The following is an 18,923-nucleotide window of genomic DNA, read 5'->3' as shown; positions in this document are numbered from 1 at the left end:
TGGGCGGCGCGGCTCGGCGGGGGCCCTTGGGGGGGGGGGGGGCGGGGGTGGCCCCCCCGCTGTTTTACATCCGTGGCGGGCGGGGGGCCCCGCGCCCCCCCCCCGCGCCCGTGTGCGTTCGGCCTCGCCGGTCGCCACCGTGAAACAAACGCTCCGCCGCCCATCGGCTCACGGCCACGACTCCCCGGGATCACGGACTTGGGCGACGGTGCGGTGGGGCCCCGGCATCACCCCCGAACAGCCCGGCCCGCCTACGGACCCGGAAAAGCGCGAGGGTGGGTACACGACGGTCCGGGCCCACCGGCCGCCGGTCCTCCGCGGTCGCCGTGCGCGAGCGCGGGACGGAACGACGAGGCGGGCGGGCCGGCGGGGATCGACTCGCTGATCGAAACGACGGAGCGGAGAGAGCGGATGCGCTACATCAAACTGCGTGACCTGGAGGTTTCCCGGATCGGTCTGGGTGCGATGGGGATGTCCCACGGCTACACGGGCTCCGGCACCGACGAGGCCGAGTCCGTGCGGACCCTGCACCGGGCCCTGGAACTGGGCGTCACCCTGATCGACACCGCCGAGATCTACGGCCCGTACACCAACGAGGAGCTCGTCGGCCGGGCGCTGGCGGGCCGTCGTGACCAGGTGGTGCTGGCGACGAAGTTCGGCCTGGTCTCGCACGCCGGCGAGGGTCCGTGGAACCTCGACAGCCGCCCGGCCAACGTCCGCAGCGCCGTCGAGGGCTCGTTGAAGCGGCTGGGAACCGACCACATCGACCTGTACTACCAGCACCGCGTCGACCCGAACACCCCGATCGAGGAGACAGCCGGCGCGGTCGGCGAACTGGTCGCCGAGGGCAAGGTCCGCGCGTTCGGCCTGTCCGAGGCCGGCCCGGACACCATCCGCCGGGCCCACGCCGTCCACCCGGTCACCGCGGTGCAGTCCGAGTACTCCCTGTGGACCCGGGGCCTGGAACAGCGGGTGCTGCCGGTGCTGCGCGAGCTGAACATCGGGCTGGTTCCCTTCTCACCGCTCGGGCGCGGCTTCCTGACGGGCACGATCCGCTCCACCGACCAGTTCGACGAGGACGACTTCCGGCGCGACAACCCGCGTTTCACCGGCGAGAACTTCCGGCGCAACCTGGCGATCGCCGACGAGGTCCAGGCCGTCGCCGCCGAGGTCGGCGCCACCCCCGCCCAGGTCGCGCTGGCCTGGCTGCTCGCCCAGGGCGACGACATCGCCCCCATCCCCGGCACCAAGCGTGTGACCCGGGTCGAGGAGAACAGCGCCGCCGACGGCATCACGCTGACCGCCGAGCAGCTCGACAAGCTCTCCGGCCTGCCGGCCGCCGCGGGCGACACCCACACGGAGGCCCAGGCCCGGATGCTCGAACGCTGAACCGCCCCCCACAGCCTTGGCCGCGGGTGCCCGATCCGGCCTCGCCCGGCAGGACACCGCGACCGGTGTCCCCCCTTTCAGAGCACGAGCAGTTCTCACGCGCGCAGCACTGATGGGCCTCGGCCGTGGCTTCCGCGCCACCGACGTCGTCACCGAACGCGGGCGGATGGGGTCGCCCGCGTACGGGAACTGACGGCAGGCGCGGAAGCCGACAAGGTCATCGAGGCCGTGGGCACCCGCCAGACCCTGGAGACCGCCCTCGCGGCCGTCGACGACGGCGGTGTCACCAGCCGCCTGGGCGTCCCGCCGTACGAGGAGGGTCCCGTCGGCCCGTCCCTGATCATGCGGAGCGTCACCCTCACCGGAGGCGCCGGCCCGGCCCGCGCCCGCATCGAGGAACTGCTGCCCGATGTCCTGGACGCCCCTGAACCGCACAGGGCTGATGAGGGCCTCAAGAGGCGACCGTGGCGTCGCCTGCGGCCGACGATCCTCACCGGCACCGTCGTTGACCTTGACACGGTGGCAAGGCTTTCACTTCGTGCCGAGGAGGTGGTCTCGATGACGGCCACGGGACAGGACACGGACACGGTACGAGCGGCACGAGCGCTGCGCGCGTTGGAGGACGACCGGTCGTCGGTACGACTGCGGGCCGCGCTGGCGGCCGGCACGACGCCCGACCCGGGCTTCGTCGGCAAACTCGTCGAACGCTGCGCGGTCGAGCCCGAGTTCTTCGTGCGCGACATGCTGACCTGGGCACTCACCCGCCACCCGGTGTCCATGACGCTTCCGGAACTGCTCCGCGAAGTCCGCTCGGAGCGTCCGCAGGCGCGGAGCCAGGCACTCCACACGCTGTCCAAGATCGGGAACCGGCGGGCGTGGCCGGCGATCACCCGGACGCTTCTGTGCGACGCCGACGACGAGGTGGCGCGCAGCGCCTGGCGGGCGGCGGTCCTGCTCGTACCGGAAGGCGAGGAGCCCGCGCTGGCCACGGTGCTGGCGACGCAGCTCGGGCGGGGCGGGCGGGAGACGCGACTGAGTCTCAGCCGGGCGCTGGTCGCGCTCGGTGAAGCCGTGCTGCCGGCTCTGGACGCCGCGACGACGGCCCCTGACCCGTCCGTGCGCGCGCACGCGCTCGCCACGGAGCGGATGCTGAGCGACCCGGACACCGGGTTCGAGTCCGCCATCGAGGAGGCGAAGCGCGTCGTGGCCCTGGGCGTGTCCGATCAGGAGGGATGATGGGACGTGTTGATCGGTGAGGTGGCGCGACGGTCCGGGGTCAGTGCCCGCATGCTCCGGCATTACGAGTCGCTCGGGCTGGTGCGTCCTTCGGGTCGCACCGGCTCCGGTTATCGGGAGTACTCCGGGGAGGACATCCAGCGGATCTTCCATGTCGAGAGCCTGCGGTCGCTGGGACTGTCACTGCGGGAGATCGGACGGGCCCTCGACGGCCCCGGTTTCGCGCCCTCGGCGCTCGTCGACGACCTCATCGGTCAGACGCGCGAACGCATCGCGGCGGAGACCGAGTTGCTCACGCGGCTGCGCAGGATCCACGCGGCGGGCCCCGCCGACTGGGAGGACGTCCTCCAGGTCGTCGCGCTCCTCCAGGCCCTGGAGTCGAAAAGCGCCGACGCCCGCCAGCGTGCGGCCCTCTCGTCGGTCGGCGGGGTTCCGGTGCCGGTGGAGGCCCTGGTCGAGGCGGCACTGAGCGAGACGGATCCGAACGTCGCCGGGGCCCTGCGATGGGCCCTGGCCCGGTCGGGCGACGACGGCACGGCGCTGCTGGCGGAGGGCCTCGGCTCGCCCGTGGCCGCCGTGCGGGAACGCGCGGTTCGGTCCCTCGCCGAGATGCCCGGCGGCGAAGCCACCGAGCGGCTGCGGGACGCGCTCGCCGACACCGACGTCGTGGTCCGCGGACATGCGGCTCTGGCGCTCGGGACCCGGGGGGAGACCGACGCGGTCCCGACACTCGTCGACATGATCGTGGAGGGAAGGAACGACACCGACGCGGCCGACGCGCTGAGCGTGCTGGCGAGCGACACCGTGACGGCGGACCGGATCGCGAGCAGGCTCGTCGAGCGTCTCGCCCTGGACGCCACCGAGGCGCCCGCGCGCGGACGGCTGACCCAGGCGCTGGCGGACGTCCCGGGGGCGAGGGCGTCACATGCCCTCGTGGAGCTGTCGGGGGACGCGGACCGTGCCGTCGCGCTGACCGCGCAGTACCTCCTCCGACTGCGCGACGCGCGGTGAGGTTTCTCTCCGGCGTCGCCGCGGCTCCGTGTCAGCGGCGCGGACATCGTCCCCGGGGCCGCCGCCGAGGGGGTTCGCGGGCCGTACGCGGCTGATGTCCCGCCTGCCGACCGGCCCAGCCTGCACGTGGCGTCGAAGACCCGGGAGCAAGGGCCCGCCAGGTACGAGCCGGCGAGCCGGTTCAGGAGCCGAGGAACACCCGGCAGGTGCCGGACCGTTCGAAGACCGCCCCGGAGATGGCGGGCAGTCCCGATCCTTTCGCCCGTCTGTAGGCCGGACTGGAATCGAGGGAGAATCCGGCGTCCACGGCTTGGACCCGCACCGCGTCGGGGGTCTGCTTCCCCGCCGAAGTGAGGTGATTGTCCCGGGCGAACCCCGGGACGCCGTCGCACGGCACGGAGAATTCGACGCTGAACGGGTAGCCGTCCAGGGCCTTGAGGGCACCGTACGTGACGTTCCCGGCCGCGGCGGGCAGGTGGACACCGTAGTCGGCCAGGGCCTGTTCGAGGCTGACGTCGGCGAGTTCCGACGCGCCGGCATGCGGGAACTTGCGGCCGTGCTCGCCGGAGTGCAGGCCTTCCACGTCGCATCCGGCCAGACTTCCCACGAGCAGCGCGCCCGCGAGCAGAGCCGGTGCGAGCACACGACGGTCGAGCACGATTCTCCCTGGCCGAGGACGAACGTCTGGCGAGGAAGCATAGCGAAGGCCCGAGCGCTCGCCCCGGGTCCGGCCGGGATTCGGGCCGAGCATCACCGCCCTACCCGGTCGGTCACCTCGTCCCCTCACGCAGCCATCGCGCGTGCCGACGGACACGTGACGCGTCCACCGGGAAGTGACTTGCCCAATTCTCCTCCAGGGACGTCCAGTTCGCGGGTTGTCCGCTCTCGGGCACCAAGGGCGTCGCGGCATCCACGATCGCGACGAACGACAGTCCGAGCGTCGTCGGCCAATCAGGGTGGTAGGAGCGCACGGTGGCCGCGGCGGGTTCGCGCAGCAACTCCCCCTCGATGCCGGTCTCCTCCAGGAGCTCGCGGCGCGCTCCCTCCCTGGGTGTCTCCCCCGGCTCCACCCGACCGCCCGGTGGGACCCAGCCGCGCCATCGATGACGCACCAGCAGCACCCGGGCGAGCTCCTCGTCGAAGACCCACACCTCGGCGGCAAGAGGCCCCAAGGGTTCCTGGCCCGCCGAGGCCAGCCACTGGCCGGCACCGTCGAACTCCTCTATCGACAGCCGGACATCGGCGGCCGTGGCCTCGGCCACCCGGGGGTCGAACGCGTCACGCATCACCGGGACAACATAAGGCGGGGGTCCGACAACGGATGCGGGTCGACGACGTCCGGGGTGCCCAAGTCGTCGCCCCACGCGGGCCGGAGGGAGCCGCCGCCAGGAGTAGGGCGCCAGGGTGCCCCGGGTGGGGCGGGACGGCCGCGCCGGAGTTCACCGTCGCGCGACTACGGGATCGCCGAGCCCTCAGGTCCTTCCTCCTCCCCGGTGGTCAGGCTCTGCTCCGTCCAGACGACCTTGCCGCGTGAGGTGTAACGGGTGCCCCAGCGCTGGGTGAGCTGGGAGATGAGGAAGAGGCCGCGGCCGCCCTCGTCCGTGGTGGCCGCGCGCCGCACGTGGGGTGAGGTGCTGCTGGCGTCGGAGACCTCGCAGATGAGGGTGCGGTCCCGCAGCAGGCGCAGCTCGATGGGGGGCGAGGCGTACCGGATGGCGTTGGTGATCAGTTCGCTGAGGATCAGCTCCGTGGTGAACACCGTGTCGTCCAGTCCCCAGTCGGTGAGCCGGCGTTCGACCGCGGCGCGCGTCCCGGCGACCATCGCGGGGTCCGCGGGCACGTCCCAGCTGGCGAGGTGTTCGTCGTCCAGGGCGCGCGTGCGTGCCACCAGGAGGGCGATGTCGTCCCCGGGGTGGCCGAGCCGGTCGGGCACCAGGGCGTCGAGCACGGCGTCGCAGGTCTCCTGCGGTGACCGGCCCGGACGGGCGAGTACCTGCCGCAGCCACTCCTGACCGGTGGACGGCTGCGGATTGTGGTGCTTGAGCAGGCCGTCCGTGTAGAGGACGAGCCGGCTGTTCTCGGGGACGTCGACGGTCAGGCTCTCGAAGGGCTGGCCCCCCAGGCCCAGGGGCGGGCATTCGCGTAGGCGGGGGAAGTCCGCGGTGCCGTCCGGCAGGATCAGGACGGGCGGTGGATGACCGGCCCGGGCCATGACGCACTGTCTGCGGACCGGATCGTAGACGACGTACAGGCAGGTCGCCCCGGTGAGTACCGAACCGTCCGCGCTCCCGGCACGGCCGGGCCGCTGCTCCCCGCCTGCCGGGCGTCCCTCGTCGCGGTCGAGGCGGGTGACGAGATCGTCGAGGCGGGCCATGAGTTCCTCGGGTACCAGGTCCAGGTCCGAGAAGTTGTGGACGGCGGTGCGCAGACGGCCCATGGCGACGGCGGCGTGCAGGCCGTGCCCGGTGACGTCGCCCGCGACGAGGGCGACGCGCGCGCTGGAGAGCGGGATGACGTCGAACCAGCCGCCGGCCGTCGTCGCCTCCCCGGGCAGGTAGCGGTACGCCGCGTCCACGGCGTTCTGCTCGGGCAGCCCGTGCGGCAGCAGGCTGCGCTGGAGTGAGACGGCGGTGGTGTGTTCGCGGGCGTAGCGCCGGGCGTTGTCGATACAGACGGCCGTGTGGCTGACCAGTTCCTCGGCGAGTGAGAGGTCCTCCGTGTCGAAGGCGCCGTCGCCGCCGGGCGTCTTCGCGCGGAAGAGACTGACCACGCCGAGCACCGCGCCTCTCGCGCGCAGCGGTACGGCGATCATCGCGTGGTCGGGGAGGTCGGGCGACGTGAGCGGGCCCGGGACGCGGTGCGGGCCCGCGGCGGCCGCCTGGGCCATCCGCGGTTCGGCCACGGACCTTCCGGCCTTGAGGCTTCGGGCCTGCGGCGAGGAGGGTGGGAAGTGGACCAGGTCCCCCACGGCGCGCGCCGAGGGGGCGCCGGTGAGGGGCCGCCGGGCGGCGCGGCGCAGCGGCCCGGTGTCGTCGCCGTGCGGTTCCTCCCCGTGCAGCACGGAGTCCGAGAGATCCACGACCGCGTGGTCGGCGAATCGTGGGACGACGGCGGCGACCAGTTCCTCGGCGGTCCGGCTCACGTCGAGGGTCGTGCCGATGGTCAGGCCCGCGTCGTAGAGCAGTCGCAGGCGCTCGCGGGCGACGTCGGCCTGGCCGGCCAGGGACCGCAGTTCGGTGGTGTCGCGCAGGGTGGTGACCGTGCCCAGCACACGGCCGCCCCAGGAGGTGGGCTGCTGGTTCACGGCCAGGAGGCGGTCCCCGGCGGGGTGGACCTCGTCGGTGGCGACCCGGCCGGAGGTGAGCAGCCGGGTGAGCGCGGGGCCGAGGGCGAGATCGTCGGCGCGGCGTCCCTGGACGTCGGGCGGCAGGCCGAGCAGCCGGTGCGCCTCGTCGTTGGCCAGCAGCAGACGGCGGTCGCGGTCGGCGATGAGGACGCCTTCGCGGACCGCGTGCAGCACCGCGTCGTGGTGCTCGTACATGCGGGTGATCTCGGCCGGCCCGAGGCCGTGGGTCTGCCGGCGCAGCCGCTTGCTCAGCCAGGCGATCCCACCCATGGACAGGGCGAGGGCGACTCCGGCGGACCCGAGCAGGGGCGGCAGCTGCTCGTCGACCTGGTGGACCACGCTGGCGACCGGCACGCCGGTCATCACGGTGCCGACCACGGTGTGGCGCGTGTCGAAGACGGGGACCACCGCGCGGATCGACGGGGAGTGCAGGCTCCTGCCGATGATCTGGTCCGTGAAGGTGCGGCCCACGGTGGCGGGCCACACGGTGGCGTTGGTGGGCAGGCCGATCGCGTGGGGGTCGGGGTGGCTGTACCGGATGCCCTTGGCGTTGGTGACCACGATGTAGGCGACCCGGGCGTCGCGGCGGGTGGCCTCGGCCAGTGGTTGGAGTGTCGTGCTCGGACTGGTGGACTTCAGCCCGTCCAGTACGGCCGGGGAGTGGGCGAAGGTCTCGGCGACCGCGAGCGCGCGCGTGCGGGCCTCCCGTACGGCCTCCTTCCGGTCCTGCAGCACCAGGACCGTGGTCGCGGCTGCTATCAGCAGGACCGCGATGGTGACGGCCAGTGCCAGCATCTGGCCGGCGATGCTGTGCGGGACCAGGCGGAAGCGGCCGCGCCGGGGGGTGGCCGGGACCGGGTCGGGATCGGCGGCCTGGTCCAGACGTGCGCGCCGCTTGGGAAACCTGCGTCGTATCAGGTCGAGCGGCGTCCGGGACCTTTCGGCTGCCCGAGGCATACAGCCATGGTCGTACCCATCATGGGCAAAGGTCCAACTATATGTATGTCTGTACGAATTCTTCCTGTCGCGGTCGCCGGTCGCACGGGACAAGGGCATCGAGTGCGGACCGGTGTACGCCGGCAGCGGAGGTGGACCCGCGCCGTCACGCGAATCCGGCTTATCGTGCTCATATGGGTGATGTTCGGTGCGGCTGGTGCGAGAAGCCGCTGCCGGATGAGGCCGGACCCAACCGGCGGTACTGCGGTCCGGCCCACCGGCAGGCGGCCTGGCGGGCGCGGCGCCGCTGGGAGGCCGCGGCCCGGGCGCGCCACGCGGTCGTCCTGGCCGACGCGGAGCTGCTGTCCCGGGCACGGACGATGTCCCAGGAGGCGACCGCCCAGGATCCGGGGCGGACGGCCGCGACGACGGGCCACGGTGCGGCGGCGGGCGGGCACAGTGCGGCGGCCGCGGAGATCCTCGGACTGGCCGAGCAACTGGTGCGGTCCGCGGTGCTGGCCGACCGGCAGGCCGGTGCCGACTGGGCCCGGATCGGCGCCGGCCTGGGGATGAGCGGCACGGCGGCACGGCGCCGCTTCGGACGCGCGTGTGCCCGTGGCCCGGACGGGCAGGGGGCTCACGGCCCGTCCCCGCCCGTCGGCTCCGCCGCTTCCTCCGGCCCGGAACCTCTCGACGCGCTGCTGCTGCCTGCGATGCGGGACACCGGTGCCTCCGTGAGCGGGCTCTACCTGTATCCGCCGGGCCGAACGGCGCTGTACCTGGCGGTGACGACCGGGGGCAGGCCGGTGGCCCTGTGGGAGCGGGCGGAGCCGTCGGCCGAGGGGCCCGTGTCCGAGGCGGTACGCGAGCAGCGCCTGGTGTGGGTCGCCGGCCACGCGGAGCTGGCCCGCCGCTACCCGCGGACCGCGCTCACCCTGCCCTATCCCGTGGCGGTGGCGGCCGCTCCGGTGACCACCGGAACCACCAGGTGGGGCGCGCTGGCGTTCCTGTGGCCCGGTACGCATCCCCGGCTGCTGAGCTCCCGCGAACGCGACGCGGTCACCGCCGCCTGCCACCGCGTGGGCGCGTTCCTGCGGCAGGCCGCCGCCGACGGGCGCCCGGTCCTTCCCGAGGAACGTCCGCGCGTGGCGGACCCGCCCCGGGCCCGTACGCCGGGGCCCGCGGAGGCGCTGGCCGCCGCGGACCTCGTCGACCGTCTGCCGGAGGGCTGTCTCGCCCTCGACCTGGACAACCGGATCACCTTCATCGACGCCACCGCCTGCGATCTGGTCGGCCGGAGCGCGCCGGCCGTGCTCGGGGCCCCGCTGTGCGAGGCCCTGCCGTGGCTGGACGAGCCGGTCCTCCAGGACCATCAGCGAGCCGCGACGATCAGCCGCCGGCCCGCCGTGTTCACGGGTCTGTGCCCACAGGGCCGGTGGCTGGACTTCGAGCTGCATCCCGGCGTCTCCGGCACGACCGTCCGTGTCACCCACGCGGAAGGGGCCGGTCCGGCGGACCGGGCACGGCGGGGCGGCCGGGACAGGGCCCTCGGCCCGACGCGGGCACGCGTGCTGTACGACCTGATGCATCTGGGTGTCTCGCTCACCCAGGCCGTCAGCGTGCAGGACGTGGTGGAGGTGGCCGCCGACCAGATCATGCCGACCTTCGACGCGCAGGGCTTCGTGCTGTCCGTGGCCGAGGACGGCCGACTGCAGATCGTCGGCTCCCGGGGGTACCGGGACGAGGTCCTCAGGCCCTTCGACGGACCGGCGCTCACCGACAAATCCGCTCCCACCGTGCACGCCCTCACCACCGGAGTCCCCCTCTTCTTCGGCTCCCCCGAGGACATGGAGCGGTTCCACCCCGTCATCCCGCGGTGGACCGGGAGGGCGGCGTGGGCCTTCCTGCCGCTGGTCGTCTCGCGCCGCCCGGTCGGGTGCTGGGTCCTGTCCTTCGACCGTCCCCGCCCCTTCGGCCCCGACGAACGTGCCGTGCTGACCTCGCTGGCCGGGCTGATCGCCCAGGCCCTCGACCGCGCCCGTCTCTACGACACCAAGCACCAGCTCGCCCACGACCTGCAGAGCGGCCTGCTGCCCAACACCCTGCCCGCGGTGCCCGGCCTGGAGGTGGCCGCCCGGTACCTCCCCGCGGCCCGCGGCATGGATGTCGGAGGCGACTTCTACGACCTCATCCGTCTGGACGCCACCAACGTCGCGGCCGCCATCGGTGACGTCCAGGGGCACAACGTGCACGCCGCCGCCCTGATGGGGCAGATCCGCACGGCCGTCCACGTCACCGCGGGGGCGTCACCCGACGAGGTCCTCGCCCGCGCGAACCGTCTGCTCACCGACTTCGACCCGGGCCTGTTCGCGAGCTGTCTGTACGCCCACATCGATCTCGCCCGCCGTCGCGCCCGGCTGGCCACCGCCGGTCATCCGCCCCCGCTTCTGCGCCACGCCGACGGACGCACCGAGGTCCTCGATCTGCCGCCCGGGCTCCTGCTCGGTATCGACTCCGACGCGGAATACCGGACCACCGAGATCCCCCTGCCGCCCGACTCGCTGCTGGCCCTGTACACCGACGGCCTCATCGAGACCCCCGGCGGCGACATCGGCGAGGCGGCGGCCGACCTCGCGGATCACCTCGCCCGCGCGGCGGACCAGCCCGTCGGCACCCTCGCCGACGCCCTCGTCCGTCACACCCCCCACACCGACCCGCGCAGCGACGACGTGGCCCTGCTCCTGCTCCGCGCGACGGCGGGGAGCTGACGCCCGAACCGGCCGTCGGCCCGGAGGCACGCCGCCCGCGGCGCATCGCGATCCTCAGGAGGGGCGCCCTCGCCCGGGCACACGAAGAGGCCTGGTCCGCCGCCTCGGGGAGCGACGGACCGGGCCTGCGTCCACGGTGCCACACCCGCCCCTGCCGCGCTCGCCCGGCGGGCGAGCGCGCCACCCGAGGGCGCGGCTCCGGATCGGGAACGGCAACGGGATCCGAGTGAAGTCGCACGCGGGCCCGCGCCTCCGAACGGCGGGCCATGGGCCGGAAAGTGAGCGGCCGGCACGATGCCCACGAGCCGGTGACCGGCACAGGTCCACGCATCGGCCGCCCGCACGACGGATGTCCACGGCCCGGCGACCGCCGCGATGTCCGCGCGGTGCCGCACGCCCGGCATCCGCACCCGCCGCCTCGCCCGTACGAGCGAGGTCGCCCTGCGACGACCCGGTCGGCCCCGCACCGCACCGGCCCGCTCAGGTCGGATTCGCGCGCTTCGCGGGCGTCAGTTCGGCCAGGAGGAGCGTCCGGTCGTCCGCGCCGCCCATCGTCGGCGACGTCTTGTGCAACAGCCGCTGGCACAGTGCTTCCAACGCGTCCGGGCCGTCGGTGCCCACGGGTTCCGCGCCGTCCGTGTCGAGGAGTCCGGCGAGGCGGGCGATGCCCTGCTCTATGTCGGTGTCGCGGGACTCGACCAGACCGTCGCTGTAGAGCACCAGCAGGATCGGTTCGGACACCCGCACCACGGTGGGTTCGTAACTGCCCATCCCGAGCCCGAGGGGCAGGCCCGCGCTGGCGAGCGTGAGGGGCCCGGCGCTCCCGTCGGCCGTGCGGATCAGTGGCGGAGGATGGCCGGCTCCGACGAACGTGCAGAGCTGGTTCTGCGCGTCCCACTCGGCGTACATGCAGGTGGCGAAGGACGCGCCCGGTGTGTCACAGGCCAGCTCGTCCAGCCGGCGCATCAGCTCGGCCGGGGTGATGTCCAGCCCGGCGAGGGTGCGGACGGCCGTGCGCAGCTGGATCATGGCGACGGCCGATTCCGGCCCGTGCCCCATGGCGTCCCCGACGACGAGACTGACGCGGCCCCCGGACCGCGGCAGCACGTCGAACCAGTCACCGCCGATGATGTTGTCCTGCCCGGCCGGGAGATAGCCATGGGCGATCCGGCACCCCTCGAACGTCTGCGAGGTCGCGGGCAGCAGGCTCTGCCGGATGGCCAGCGCCATGCGGCGTTCGCGTTCGTAGCGCCGCGCGTTGTCCAGGGCCACACAGGCCCGCGCGGCCAGCGACTCCACGGCCGCGGCGTCCCCGGTCCGGAACGGCGCCCGGTCCGGACCGCGCGTGCACGCGATGAACCCGACCGCGACGCCCCGCAGATGGAGGGGGACGACGAGGAAGGACGCCGTCCGCAGCAGGGCGTCCATGCGGACGTCGTCGCCCCCGGCGGTGCTGAGCCGCTCGGAGGTGTGCGCGTCGACGGAGTCGAGCAGCTGGGTCGTACGGGTGACGATGCAGCGCGTGTACGGGGTCTCGCGGGGGAAGACGACCACCTCGCCGACGGGCAGCGGCCCCTCCCAGTCCTCGGGCGCGTCCGTCCCTATGCGCACGGCCAGCCGCCGGGCCTCGATCTGGGCCGGATCCGCGCAGTGGTACGCGTTCTCCTCCAGCAGCCACCGCTCCAGCAGGTAGACCGACGCCGCGTCGCAGAACCCCGGCGCCAGCGCCCGGACGACATGGCTGCCGGTCAGGTGCAGGTTGAGTTCCGATCCGATGGCGTCGGCCGCGTCCGAGAACACCGGCCGAAGGCGCGCGAACGCGGCGGCCGCATCGTCCGCGTGGCTCTGTGCTTCGTTCCGCAGGGCGGTGCCTTCCACTGGAGGGGGTCGAATCGCGTGGCATGGACACACCTCGCCGCGCCTGGTCGGCAACTATATGATGAGGCGTCAAGATCACTTCCAGGACGGGGAGTTGCGGTGTCAGGTAGCGAAGGTCTGCCTCAGGGTGTCGACCCGGACAAGGCGAGCGTTGCCCGGATGTACGACGCAATGCTGGGCGGCCAGCACAATTTCGCCATAGACCGGGAGGCGTTGGCGGCGTTCACGGCCATCGACCCGCAGGTGCGCACCCTGGCACGGGCCAACCGCGCCTTCCTCGGCCGGGCCGTGCGCTTCCTGGTCGACGCCGGGGTGCGGCAGTTCATCGACCTCGGATCGGGGATTCCGACCCAGGGCAACGTCCACGAGGTGGCGCAGGCGGCCTGCCCGGGAGCCCGGGTGGTGTACGTGGACAGTGACCCGGTCGCCGTGGCGCACAGTGCCGCGCTGCTCGCCGACAACCCGGACACGGACATCGTGGACGCCGACATCCGCCGCCCGAAGGAGGTGCTGTCCTCGCCGCAGGTGCGCAAACTGATCGACTTCGACCAGCCCGTCGCCGTGCTGATGATCACGATCCTGCACTTCATCGCGCCCGAGGAGGACCCCGCCGGCATCGTCGCCGCGTTCCGTGACGCACTGCCGGAGGAGAGCTGGCTGGCGCTGACGCACGCGACGAACGAGGACCGCCCGGACACCGCCGCCGCCGTCGGGAAGCTGTACCGCTCCCGTGCCACCTCACCGGTCACCGCCCGGTCCCAGGGCGAGATCCTCGGACTCTTCGACGGCTTCGACCTCGTGGAGCCCGGACTGGTCTATGTACCCCTGTGGCGCCCGGACCCGGACGACCACGTCCCGGAGAACCCCTCTGAGTACTGGGTGTACTCGGGCGTCGGCCGCAAGCTTCCGGCGGCCGGCTGATCCGGCATCCGGTCACCCGGCGCACCCGACGGCTCCCTTCCCGACCCGGGAACGCACGGGGGTCGTCGGCCTGAGCGCCCGCGGTCGCCGCGAACGCGGCCGTGGGGCCGGCCCGATCCCGCGGTCGCCGCGAACGCGGTCCTCGGCCCGGTCCGACCGGCCCTGTCGGCCCCGCCCGAACGGCTCCCACGGGGCGGCCGTGCCGCGCGCCACCTGTGTACGGAGCACCCGCTCCGTCCGAGGAGTGCGGCTCCGGGACGGCCGGACGGGCCGAGTGCCGGACGGCCCGACGCGGCCGTCAGGGGATGACGGAGTCGATGCAGCCCCCGTCGACCCGCAGCGCGCCCCCCGTGGTGGCCGAGGCCTGGTCCGAACTGAGGTACACGACCATGCTGGCGACCTCCTCGGGGGCGATCAGGCGCCGCAGCAGCGACTGCGGGCGGTGCTCCCTCATGAAGACCCGCTCCGCCTCCTCCCAGGGCAGGTCCCGGCCGACCAGTCCGTACACGAACTCCTCGACGCCGGCGGTGTGGGTGGGGCCGACGAGGACCGAGTTGACGGTGACGCCCGTTCCCGCCACCTTCTTCGCGAAGCCGCGGCCGACGGCCAGGAGGGCGGTCTTCGTCATCCCGTAGTGGATCATCTCTTCGGGGATGGCCACCGCCGATTCGCTGGCGATGTACTGAACGCGGCCCCAGTCGCTCTCGATCATCCGCGGCAGGTAGGCACGGGTGAGACGGACCGCGGCGAGCACGTTCACCTCGAAGTACCGGCGCCATTCCTCGTCGGTGATGTCCAGCGGGTCCTGGGAGCCGAAGACGCCCAGGTTGTTGATGAGGACGTCGACGTCCGGCAGCGCCTCGACGGCGGCCGCGGCACCCTCCTCGGAGGAGACGTCCGCGCCGATGGCGACGAAGTCACCGTCGGGCACCTTCTCCCGCAGTCGCCCGACGGCCGCGTCGAGCCTCTCCGCGTCGCGGCCGTTGACACCCACCCGCGCCCCCGCCTCCGCGAGGCCGGCCGCGATGGCGGCCCCGATGCCTTGCGTCGACCCTGTCACCAGGGCGGTCCGTCCCGTGAGATCGATACGCATGTACGACTCCCTTGCTGTGGCCGGCCGAAGTGCCGGTCCGGGGTCCGGGCCATGGAGCGCGGCGGTCGCCCGCGCGTGGACTTCCTCGCCTTCCCGTGACACGACGGGTTCTACGGCGTGACCACGCCGGTCCGGGACGACACCCGCGTCCCTCGCCCGTCAGGTGGACAGCCGCCGCCGACACCCGGCCCGGGATGGTGCGGACAACAGGCCTCGTCCCAACGTGCCGTCCGTGCGGGGGCGTTCAGTCCGCCAGCTCCGTGTACAGCGCGTCGAGACCGTCGCGGTAGATGCCGGTGAAAAGGGCCACCATCTCGTCGTCGCTCGCCCCCACCGGGTGGAAACGGCCGGACCATTCCACTTCCGCGCTGTCGGGGTCGCCGGGCACGGAGTGCACCCGGATCGTCGCGAGATAGCCGGTGACGGGGAACGGCGCCTCCACGATGGTGTACGAGTAGTGTCTGCCGCCCTCGCTGAACCCCGTCAGCCGTTCGACGACAACCCCGCCGTCGCCCATGGCCAGCCGGCGGACGCGGCCCCCTTCCAGTGGTGTGCTCCCGGCGATCTGCGGAATCCAGTCGGGCAGGGAACCGAAGCCGCCGATCACCTGCCACACACGGCTGGGGGACGCGGGGACGACCCTGCTCACCGATGTCGATGCCATTGCGTCTGCTCCAGGACTCGTCGGTCTGCGGGGGCGGGAGTACTCGCGACAGTCGGGCCGGTCGGCTTCGGGCCTTCCACAGATCATCATAAAAGGCACAGGTGGAGTGAGGCACGCGGAGCCTCTCGCGCCTCGGAGTCCGTCATGAGCCGTCATGAGTCCGTCAGGTGGGCCTGCCACGACGGGAGCCCCGCCCCGCCCCTCCGCCACCCCGCGCCGTCACCGGTGCCGCCCGCCGGGCGCCGCTGGGCACGCGTGCGGGACGCGACGGCGGGCCGGAGGGAGTACGGTTGCGCTACCGAGCGCACCTCGCATGCCGTTATCCGTTTCGGCGTCGCTCTCGGGGAACGGCAGTCGCCGGAGCGCGTGCGCCCGGCCGGAAATGAGCCGCCCCATGCCATCTGGCTCGTACTCTCGCGCCGTCCTCCGCGGCCCGTTCCGCGCCCTGCGATAGCGGACTTCCTGGTTCCCGAGGTGTTCCGGCACCTCGCACCCGCTGAGCCGATGACCGACGAAGAGGATGCGGCACCCATGTACTCACAGGACGCGATCTCCGGCCGCCGCCGGGGCCGCCCCGAACCGACCGCCGAGATGGTCTCCGGACTGGCCTGCCTCATCTGCGGCACGGACTACCGGAACGCACCGGACGCGGACGCCGTGGTGGTCTCGCACCGCGGCGACAGGCAACTGCTCGCCTGTCACGGAACGTGCGCGCGGCTGGCGAGCGGGTCGGTCACCGGGCTGGAGGAGACTCCCCTCCCGCTGACCGAGCGCCTGCGCAGACACGGGGCCGGCCAGGCCTGACCCGGGCATCGTCCCGAACACAACCGGACGGAAGCCCCGGCAGCCGCACGCCCGCACTCCCCCGCGGCCGCGGCCGCATGCCCGCGCCCTCCGGCACCCAGCACTCGAACCCGCACGCCCAGACGCACGCCGGCACGGCCGCACGCCCGCAGCGACCGCCATGACAGTTACATGACAAGGAATCGTATGACGCTCATGAATCTCGGAGTCCTGGCCTCCTCCCGCAAGGAGAACGAGTTCCGGCTGCCCCTGCACCCCGCCCACCTGGACCGGATCGCCCCGGACGTACGCGCGAAGATCTTCCTCGAACACGGCTACGGCCGTCGGTTCGGCCTCGACGACGACGCCCTGCTGCCGTTGGTGGGAGGTCTGCGCTCCCGTGAGCGGCTCCTCGCCGAGTGCGATGTGCTCCTGCTGCCCAAACCGACGCACGAGGACATCGCCGAGCTGCACGAGGGCCAGGTGCTGTGGGGATGGCCGCACTGCGTGCAGGACGAGAAGATGACCCAGATCGCCATCGACCGACGGCTGACCCTCGTCGCCTGGGAGGCGATGAACCACTGGACGTCCACGGGCGCCTTCAGCGTCCACGTGTTCCACAAGAACAACGAGCTGGCGGGCTACTGCTCGGTGCTGCACGCCCTGCAGCTCGGCGGCATGACGGGGAGCTACGGACGCCGGCTGCGCGCGGCGGTCATCAGTTTCGGCGCCACGGCACGCGGAGCGGTCACAGGTCTGGGCGCCATGGGGGTCTCCGATGTCACGGTGCTCACCCAGCGCGCCGCGGCGGCGGTCGCCTCGCCGATGCCGTCGGTCGTGATGGGCCACTTCGAGGAGCAGCCGGACGATCCGACGCGGCTTCGGGCGCTCACCCCGGCAGGTCCGGTACCGCTCGCGGAGTACCTGGCGGGGTTCGACATCATCGTCAACTGCATCCGCCAGGACACCGACGCACCCCTGATGTTCGTCACCGACGAGGAACTCGCCCTGTTCCGCCCGGGCACCTTCTTCATCGACGTCGCCTGTGACGAGGGCATGGGCTTCTCCTGGGCCCGTCCGACCACCTTCGGCGCGCCCATGCCCACGGTGGGACCGGACTGCCACTACTACGCGGTGGACCACAGCCCGTCCCACTTGTGGTCCTCCGCCACCTGGGAGATCAGCGAGGCGCTCCTCCCCTACCTGCGCAAGGTCATGAGCGGTCCCGCCGCCTGGGAGGCGGACGCCACGGTCCGCAAGGCCATCGAGATCCGCGACGGCGTCGTACAGAACCCGAAGATCCTCTCGTTCCAGCACCGTACGGCCACGTATCCGCACGCCCCCGAGATCCCGGCCCCGGCACTGCGTCCCGCCGCCCAGCCCGCCTGACCACACCCGCCTGACCACACCCGCGGTGTTCGTCACCGACCGTACGGTCCGGCCCGGCCCGGCGTCCTCGCCGGCCGGGCCGCGCGGAATCAGGCTTCCGCGCGCTTCGGCAACCGCCAGTTCGGCCGCGGGAAGTGGCAGGTGTAGCCCTCGGGGTACTTCCGCAGGTAGTCCTGGTGCTCCGGCTCGGCCTCCCAGAAGGCACCGGCCGGCACGACCTCGGTCACGACCTTCCCCGGCCACAGCCCCGAGGCGTCGACGTCGGCGATGGTGTCCTCGGCGACCCGCCGCTGCTCGTCGTCGAGATAGAAGATCGCGGAGCGGTAGCTGAGGCCGATGTCGCCTCCCTGCCGGTTCTTCGTGCTCGGGTCGTGGATCTGGAAGAAGTACTCCAGGATGGCGCGGTAGTCGGTCACGGCGGGATCGAAGGTGATCTCGATCGATTCGGCGTGAGTTCCGTGGTTGCGGTAGGTCGCGTTGGGCACGTCACCGCCGCTGTATCCGACTCGGGTGCCCAGGACACCCGGGAGCGTCCGGATCAGTTCCTGCATCCCCCAGAAGCAGCCACCTGCCAGCAACGCCTTTTCCTCAGTGGCGCTCATAGCTCTTCACATCCCTTTTCGTCTCTTTGCGCGGTCCGCGCGCGGACCGCGTGGACCCGACGGCGCGGCCACCGGCCGTCCCCCAGGCACAGACGTCGGGGACAGGCCCGAAAATTCCCGTCGGCCCGCGCCGCCTGGCACTACGCCGCCCGGCGACCGCCCCGGAACCTTCACCCGTAGTGAATCACGGGGCGCACCCCGCGCCGTCGGCGGAAGGCACCGCGGGGCGCATCCGGAGACGGGGCCGGCCGGGCCGGCCGGTGCGACGCTCGCCACCCACCCGGGCCGGCCGGTCATGGTGACTGACGCAGCCCTGCGATGAGGAGTCCGACCAGTCGGCGCGCGTCATAGCGGGGATCGGCGTCCGCGCCGATGCAGAGGTTCCCGACGCCGCGCATGAGCTCGATCGCGTCCATGTCGGAGCGGATCTCGCCGGCGGCGGCCGCCGCGTCGAGCAGCCGGGCGCACACGGGCACCAGACGGTCGAGGAAGTAGGCGTGCAGCGTGTCGAAGCCGGCGGCGTCGGACTGCAGCACGGCGGCCAGTCCGTGCTTGGTGACCAGGAAGTCGACGAAGAGGTCGATCCATCGGCCCAGCGCGACGTGAGGGGTCGGGCCGCTCTCCAGCAGGGCCGGACCGGCCTCGGCGCAGGCTTCGACCTGATGCCGGTAGACGGCGATGATGAGATCCGCCCGCGTAGGGAAGTGACGGTAGATCGTGCCCGTCCCGACGCCGGCCTTGGCGGCGATGTCGCGCACCGGCGCCTCCACCCCCGCGGTCACGAAGATCGCGGCGGCCGCGTCGAGCAGGGTCTCCTCGTTGCGCCGGGCGTCCGCCCTCTTGGGCCGGGCCGCACGCCCCGCCTCACCATCGATGTCGCTCACCGCGCCGTCCTCTCCACCCTCGG

At 72.8% G+C, this 18,923-nt stretch carries 15 protein-coding genes and 1 pseudogene; 8 read left to right on the top strand and 8 right to left on the bottom strand.

The annotated features are described in order from the left end of the window. Positions 1–411: 411 nt before the first annotated feature. The 4 genes and pseudogenes from ACFV2J_RS02130 to ACFV2J_RS02115 all read left to right on the top strand — a co-directional run bounded on the left by ACFV2J_RS02130 (position 412) and on the right by ACFV2J_RS02115 (position 3,636). Positions 412–1,389 (top strand): aldo/keto reductase, encoded by a 978-nt coding sequence (locus ACFV2J_RS02130; RefSeq protein WP_385086329.1) that lies wholly within the window; start codon positions 412–414, stop codon positions 1,387–1,389. Positions 1,390–1,422: 33 nt separating this feature from the next. Next, a pseudogene (locus ACFV2J_RS02125) lies at positions 1,423–1,785 on the top strand (zinc-binding dehydrogenase); the annotation flags it as partial. Positions 1,786–1,947: 162 nt separating this feature from the next. Beyond that, positions 1,948–2,625 (top strand): HEAT repeat domain-containing protein, encoded by a 678-nt coding sequence (locus tag ACFV2J_RS02120; RefSeq protein WP_385086338.1) that lies wholly within the window; start codon positions 1,948–1,950, stop codon positions 2,623–2,625. Positions 2,626–2,631: 6 nt separating this feature from the next. Then, a complete protein-coding gene (locus ACFV2J_RS02115; RefSeq protein WP_385436971.1) occupies positions 2,632–3,636 on the top strand; it encodes a MerR family transcriptional regulator in 1,005 nt (334 codons plus the stop codon). Between the two features lie 181 nt (positions 3,637–3,817). Here ACFV2J_RS02115 and ACFV2J_RS02110 read toward each other — a convergent pair whose 3' ends face one another. The 3 genes from ACFV2J_RS02110 to ACFV2J_RS02100 form a co-directional block, all read right to left on the bottom strand. After that, positions 3,818–4,294 (bottom strand): hypothetical protein, encoded by a 477-nt coding sequence (locus ACFV2J_RS02110; protein WP_385086323.1) that lies wholly within the window; start codon positions 4,292–4,294, stop codon positions 3,818–3,820. Between the two features lie 112 nt (positions 4,295–4,406). After that, complete coding sequence (locus ACFV2J_RS02105; protein WP_385086332.1) at positions 4,407–4,922, bottom strand: NUDIX domain-containing protein; 516 nt, start codon at positions 4,920–4,922, stop codon at positions 4,407–4,409. Positions 4,923–5,089: 167 nt separating this feature from the next. Then, a complete protein-coding gene (locus ACFV2J_RS02100) occupies positions 5,090–7,939 on the bottom strand; it encodes a SpoIIE family protein phosphatase (RefSeq protein ID WP_385086321.1) in 2,850 nt (949 codons plus the stop codon). A gap of 173 nt (positions 7,940–8,112) precedes the next feature. Between ACFV2J_RS02100 and ACFV2J_RS02095 the strand changes: the two genes are divergently transcribed. Beyond that, entirely contained in the window at positions 8,113–10,686 is a 2,574-nt protein-coding gene (locus tag ACFV2J_RS02095; RefSeq protein WP_385086318.1) for a SpoIIE family protein phosphatase, read from the top strand. A gap of 480 nt (positions 10,687–11,166) precedes the next feature. Here the strand turns inward: ACFV2J_RS02095 and ACFV2J_RS02090 are convergent, their stop codons facing one another. Beyond that, complete coding sequence (locus ACFV2J_RS02090; RefSeq protein WP_385436968.1) at positions 11,167–12,564, bottom strand: PP2C family protein-serine/threonine phosphatase; 1,398 nt, start codon at positions 12,562–12,564, stop codon at positions 11,167–11,169. Positions 12,565–12,663: 99 nt separating this feature from the next. Here ACFV2J_RS02090 and ACFV2J_RS02085 point away from each other — a divergent pair, with 99 nt between their 5' ends. After that, the gene (locus ACFV2J_RS02085) at positions 12,664–13,485 is read left to right on the top strand and encodes an SAM-dependent methyltransferase (protein WP_385086312.1); all 822 of its coding nucleotides are present in this window, start codon (positions 12,664–12,666) and stop codon (positions 13,483–13,485) included. Positions 13,486–13,783: 298 nt separating this feature from the next. On the opposite strand, the gene ACFV2J_RS02080 is transcribed toward ACFV2J_RS02085, so the two are convergent. Together ACFV2J_RS02080 and ACFV2J_RS02075 are read right to left on the bottom strand one after the other, a co-directional pair. Further along, positions 13,784–14,578: an SDR family NAD(P)-dependent oxidoreductase gene (locus ACFV2J_RS02080; RefSeq protein WP_385086310.1), complete on the bottom strand. Its 795-nt coding sequence runs from the start codon at positions 14,576–14,578 to the stop codon at positions 13,784–13,786. Positions 14,579–14,822: 244 nt separating this feature from the next. Continuing rightward, on the bottom strand, positions 14,823–15,242 hold the full coding sequence (locus tag ACFV2J_RS02075) for an SRPBCC family protein (protein WP_385086307.1): 420 nt from the start codon (positions 15,240–15,242) through the stop codon (positions 14,823–14,825). Positions 15,243–15,773: 531 nt separating this feature from the next. On the opposite strand from ACFV2J_RS02075, the gene ACFV2J_RS02070 reads away from it, so the two are divergent. Both ACFV2J_RS02070 and ACFV2J_RS02065 read left to right on the top strand, forming a co-directional pair. Further along, positions 15,774–16,046, top strand: a complete 273-nt coding sequence (locus ACFV2J_RS02070) for a hypothetical protein (RefSeq protein WP_385086304.1) — start codon at positions 15,774–15,776, stop codon at positions 16,044–16,046. Between the two features lie 186 nt (positions 16,047–16,232). Next, positions 16,233–17,414, top strand: a complete 1,182-nt coding sequence (locus tag ACFV2J_RS02065; protein ID WP_385086301.1) for a N(5)-(carboxyethyl)ornithine synthase — start codon at positions 16,233–16,235, stop codon at positions 17,412–17,414. Positions 17,415–17,503: 89 nt separating this feature from the next. On the opposite strand, the gene msrA is transcribed toward ACFV2J_RS02065, so the two are convergent. Continuing rightward, positions 17,504–18,016, bottom strand: a complete 513-nt coding sequence (gene msrA / locus ACFV2J_RS02060; RefSeq protein ID WP_385086298.1) for a peptide-methionine (S)-S-oxide reductase MsrA — start codon at positions 18,014–18,016, stop codon at positions 17,504–17,506. Positions 18,017–18,309: 293 nt separating this feature from the next. Continuing rightward, positions 18,310–18,900 carry a TetR/AcrR family transcriptional regulator gene (locus ACFV2J_RS02055; protein WP_385086296.1) on the bottom strand — a complete coding sequence of 197 codons (591 nt, stop codon included), beginning with the start codon at positions 18,898–18,900 and terminating at the stop codon, positions 18,310–18,312. Positions 18,901–18,923 lie beyond the last annotated feature (23 nt).

The organism is Streptomyces sp. NPDC059668 (assembly GCF_042734135.1).
Taxonomy (GTDB): domain Bacteria; phylum Actinomycetota; class Actinomycetes; order Streptomycetales; family Streptomycetaceae; genus Streptomyces.
This window is presented reverse-complemented; position numbering and strand designations above follow the sequence as displayed.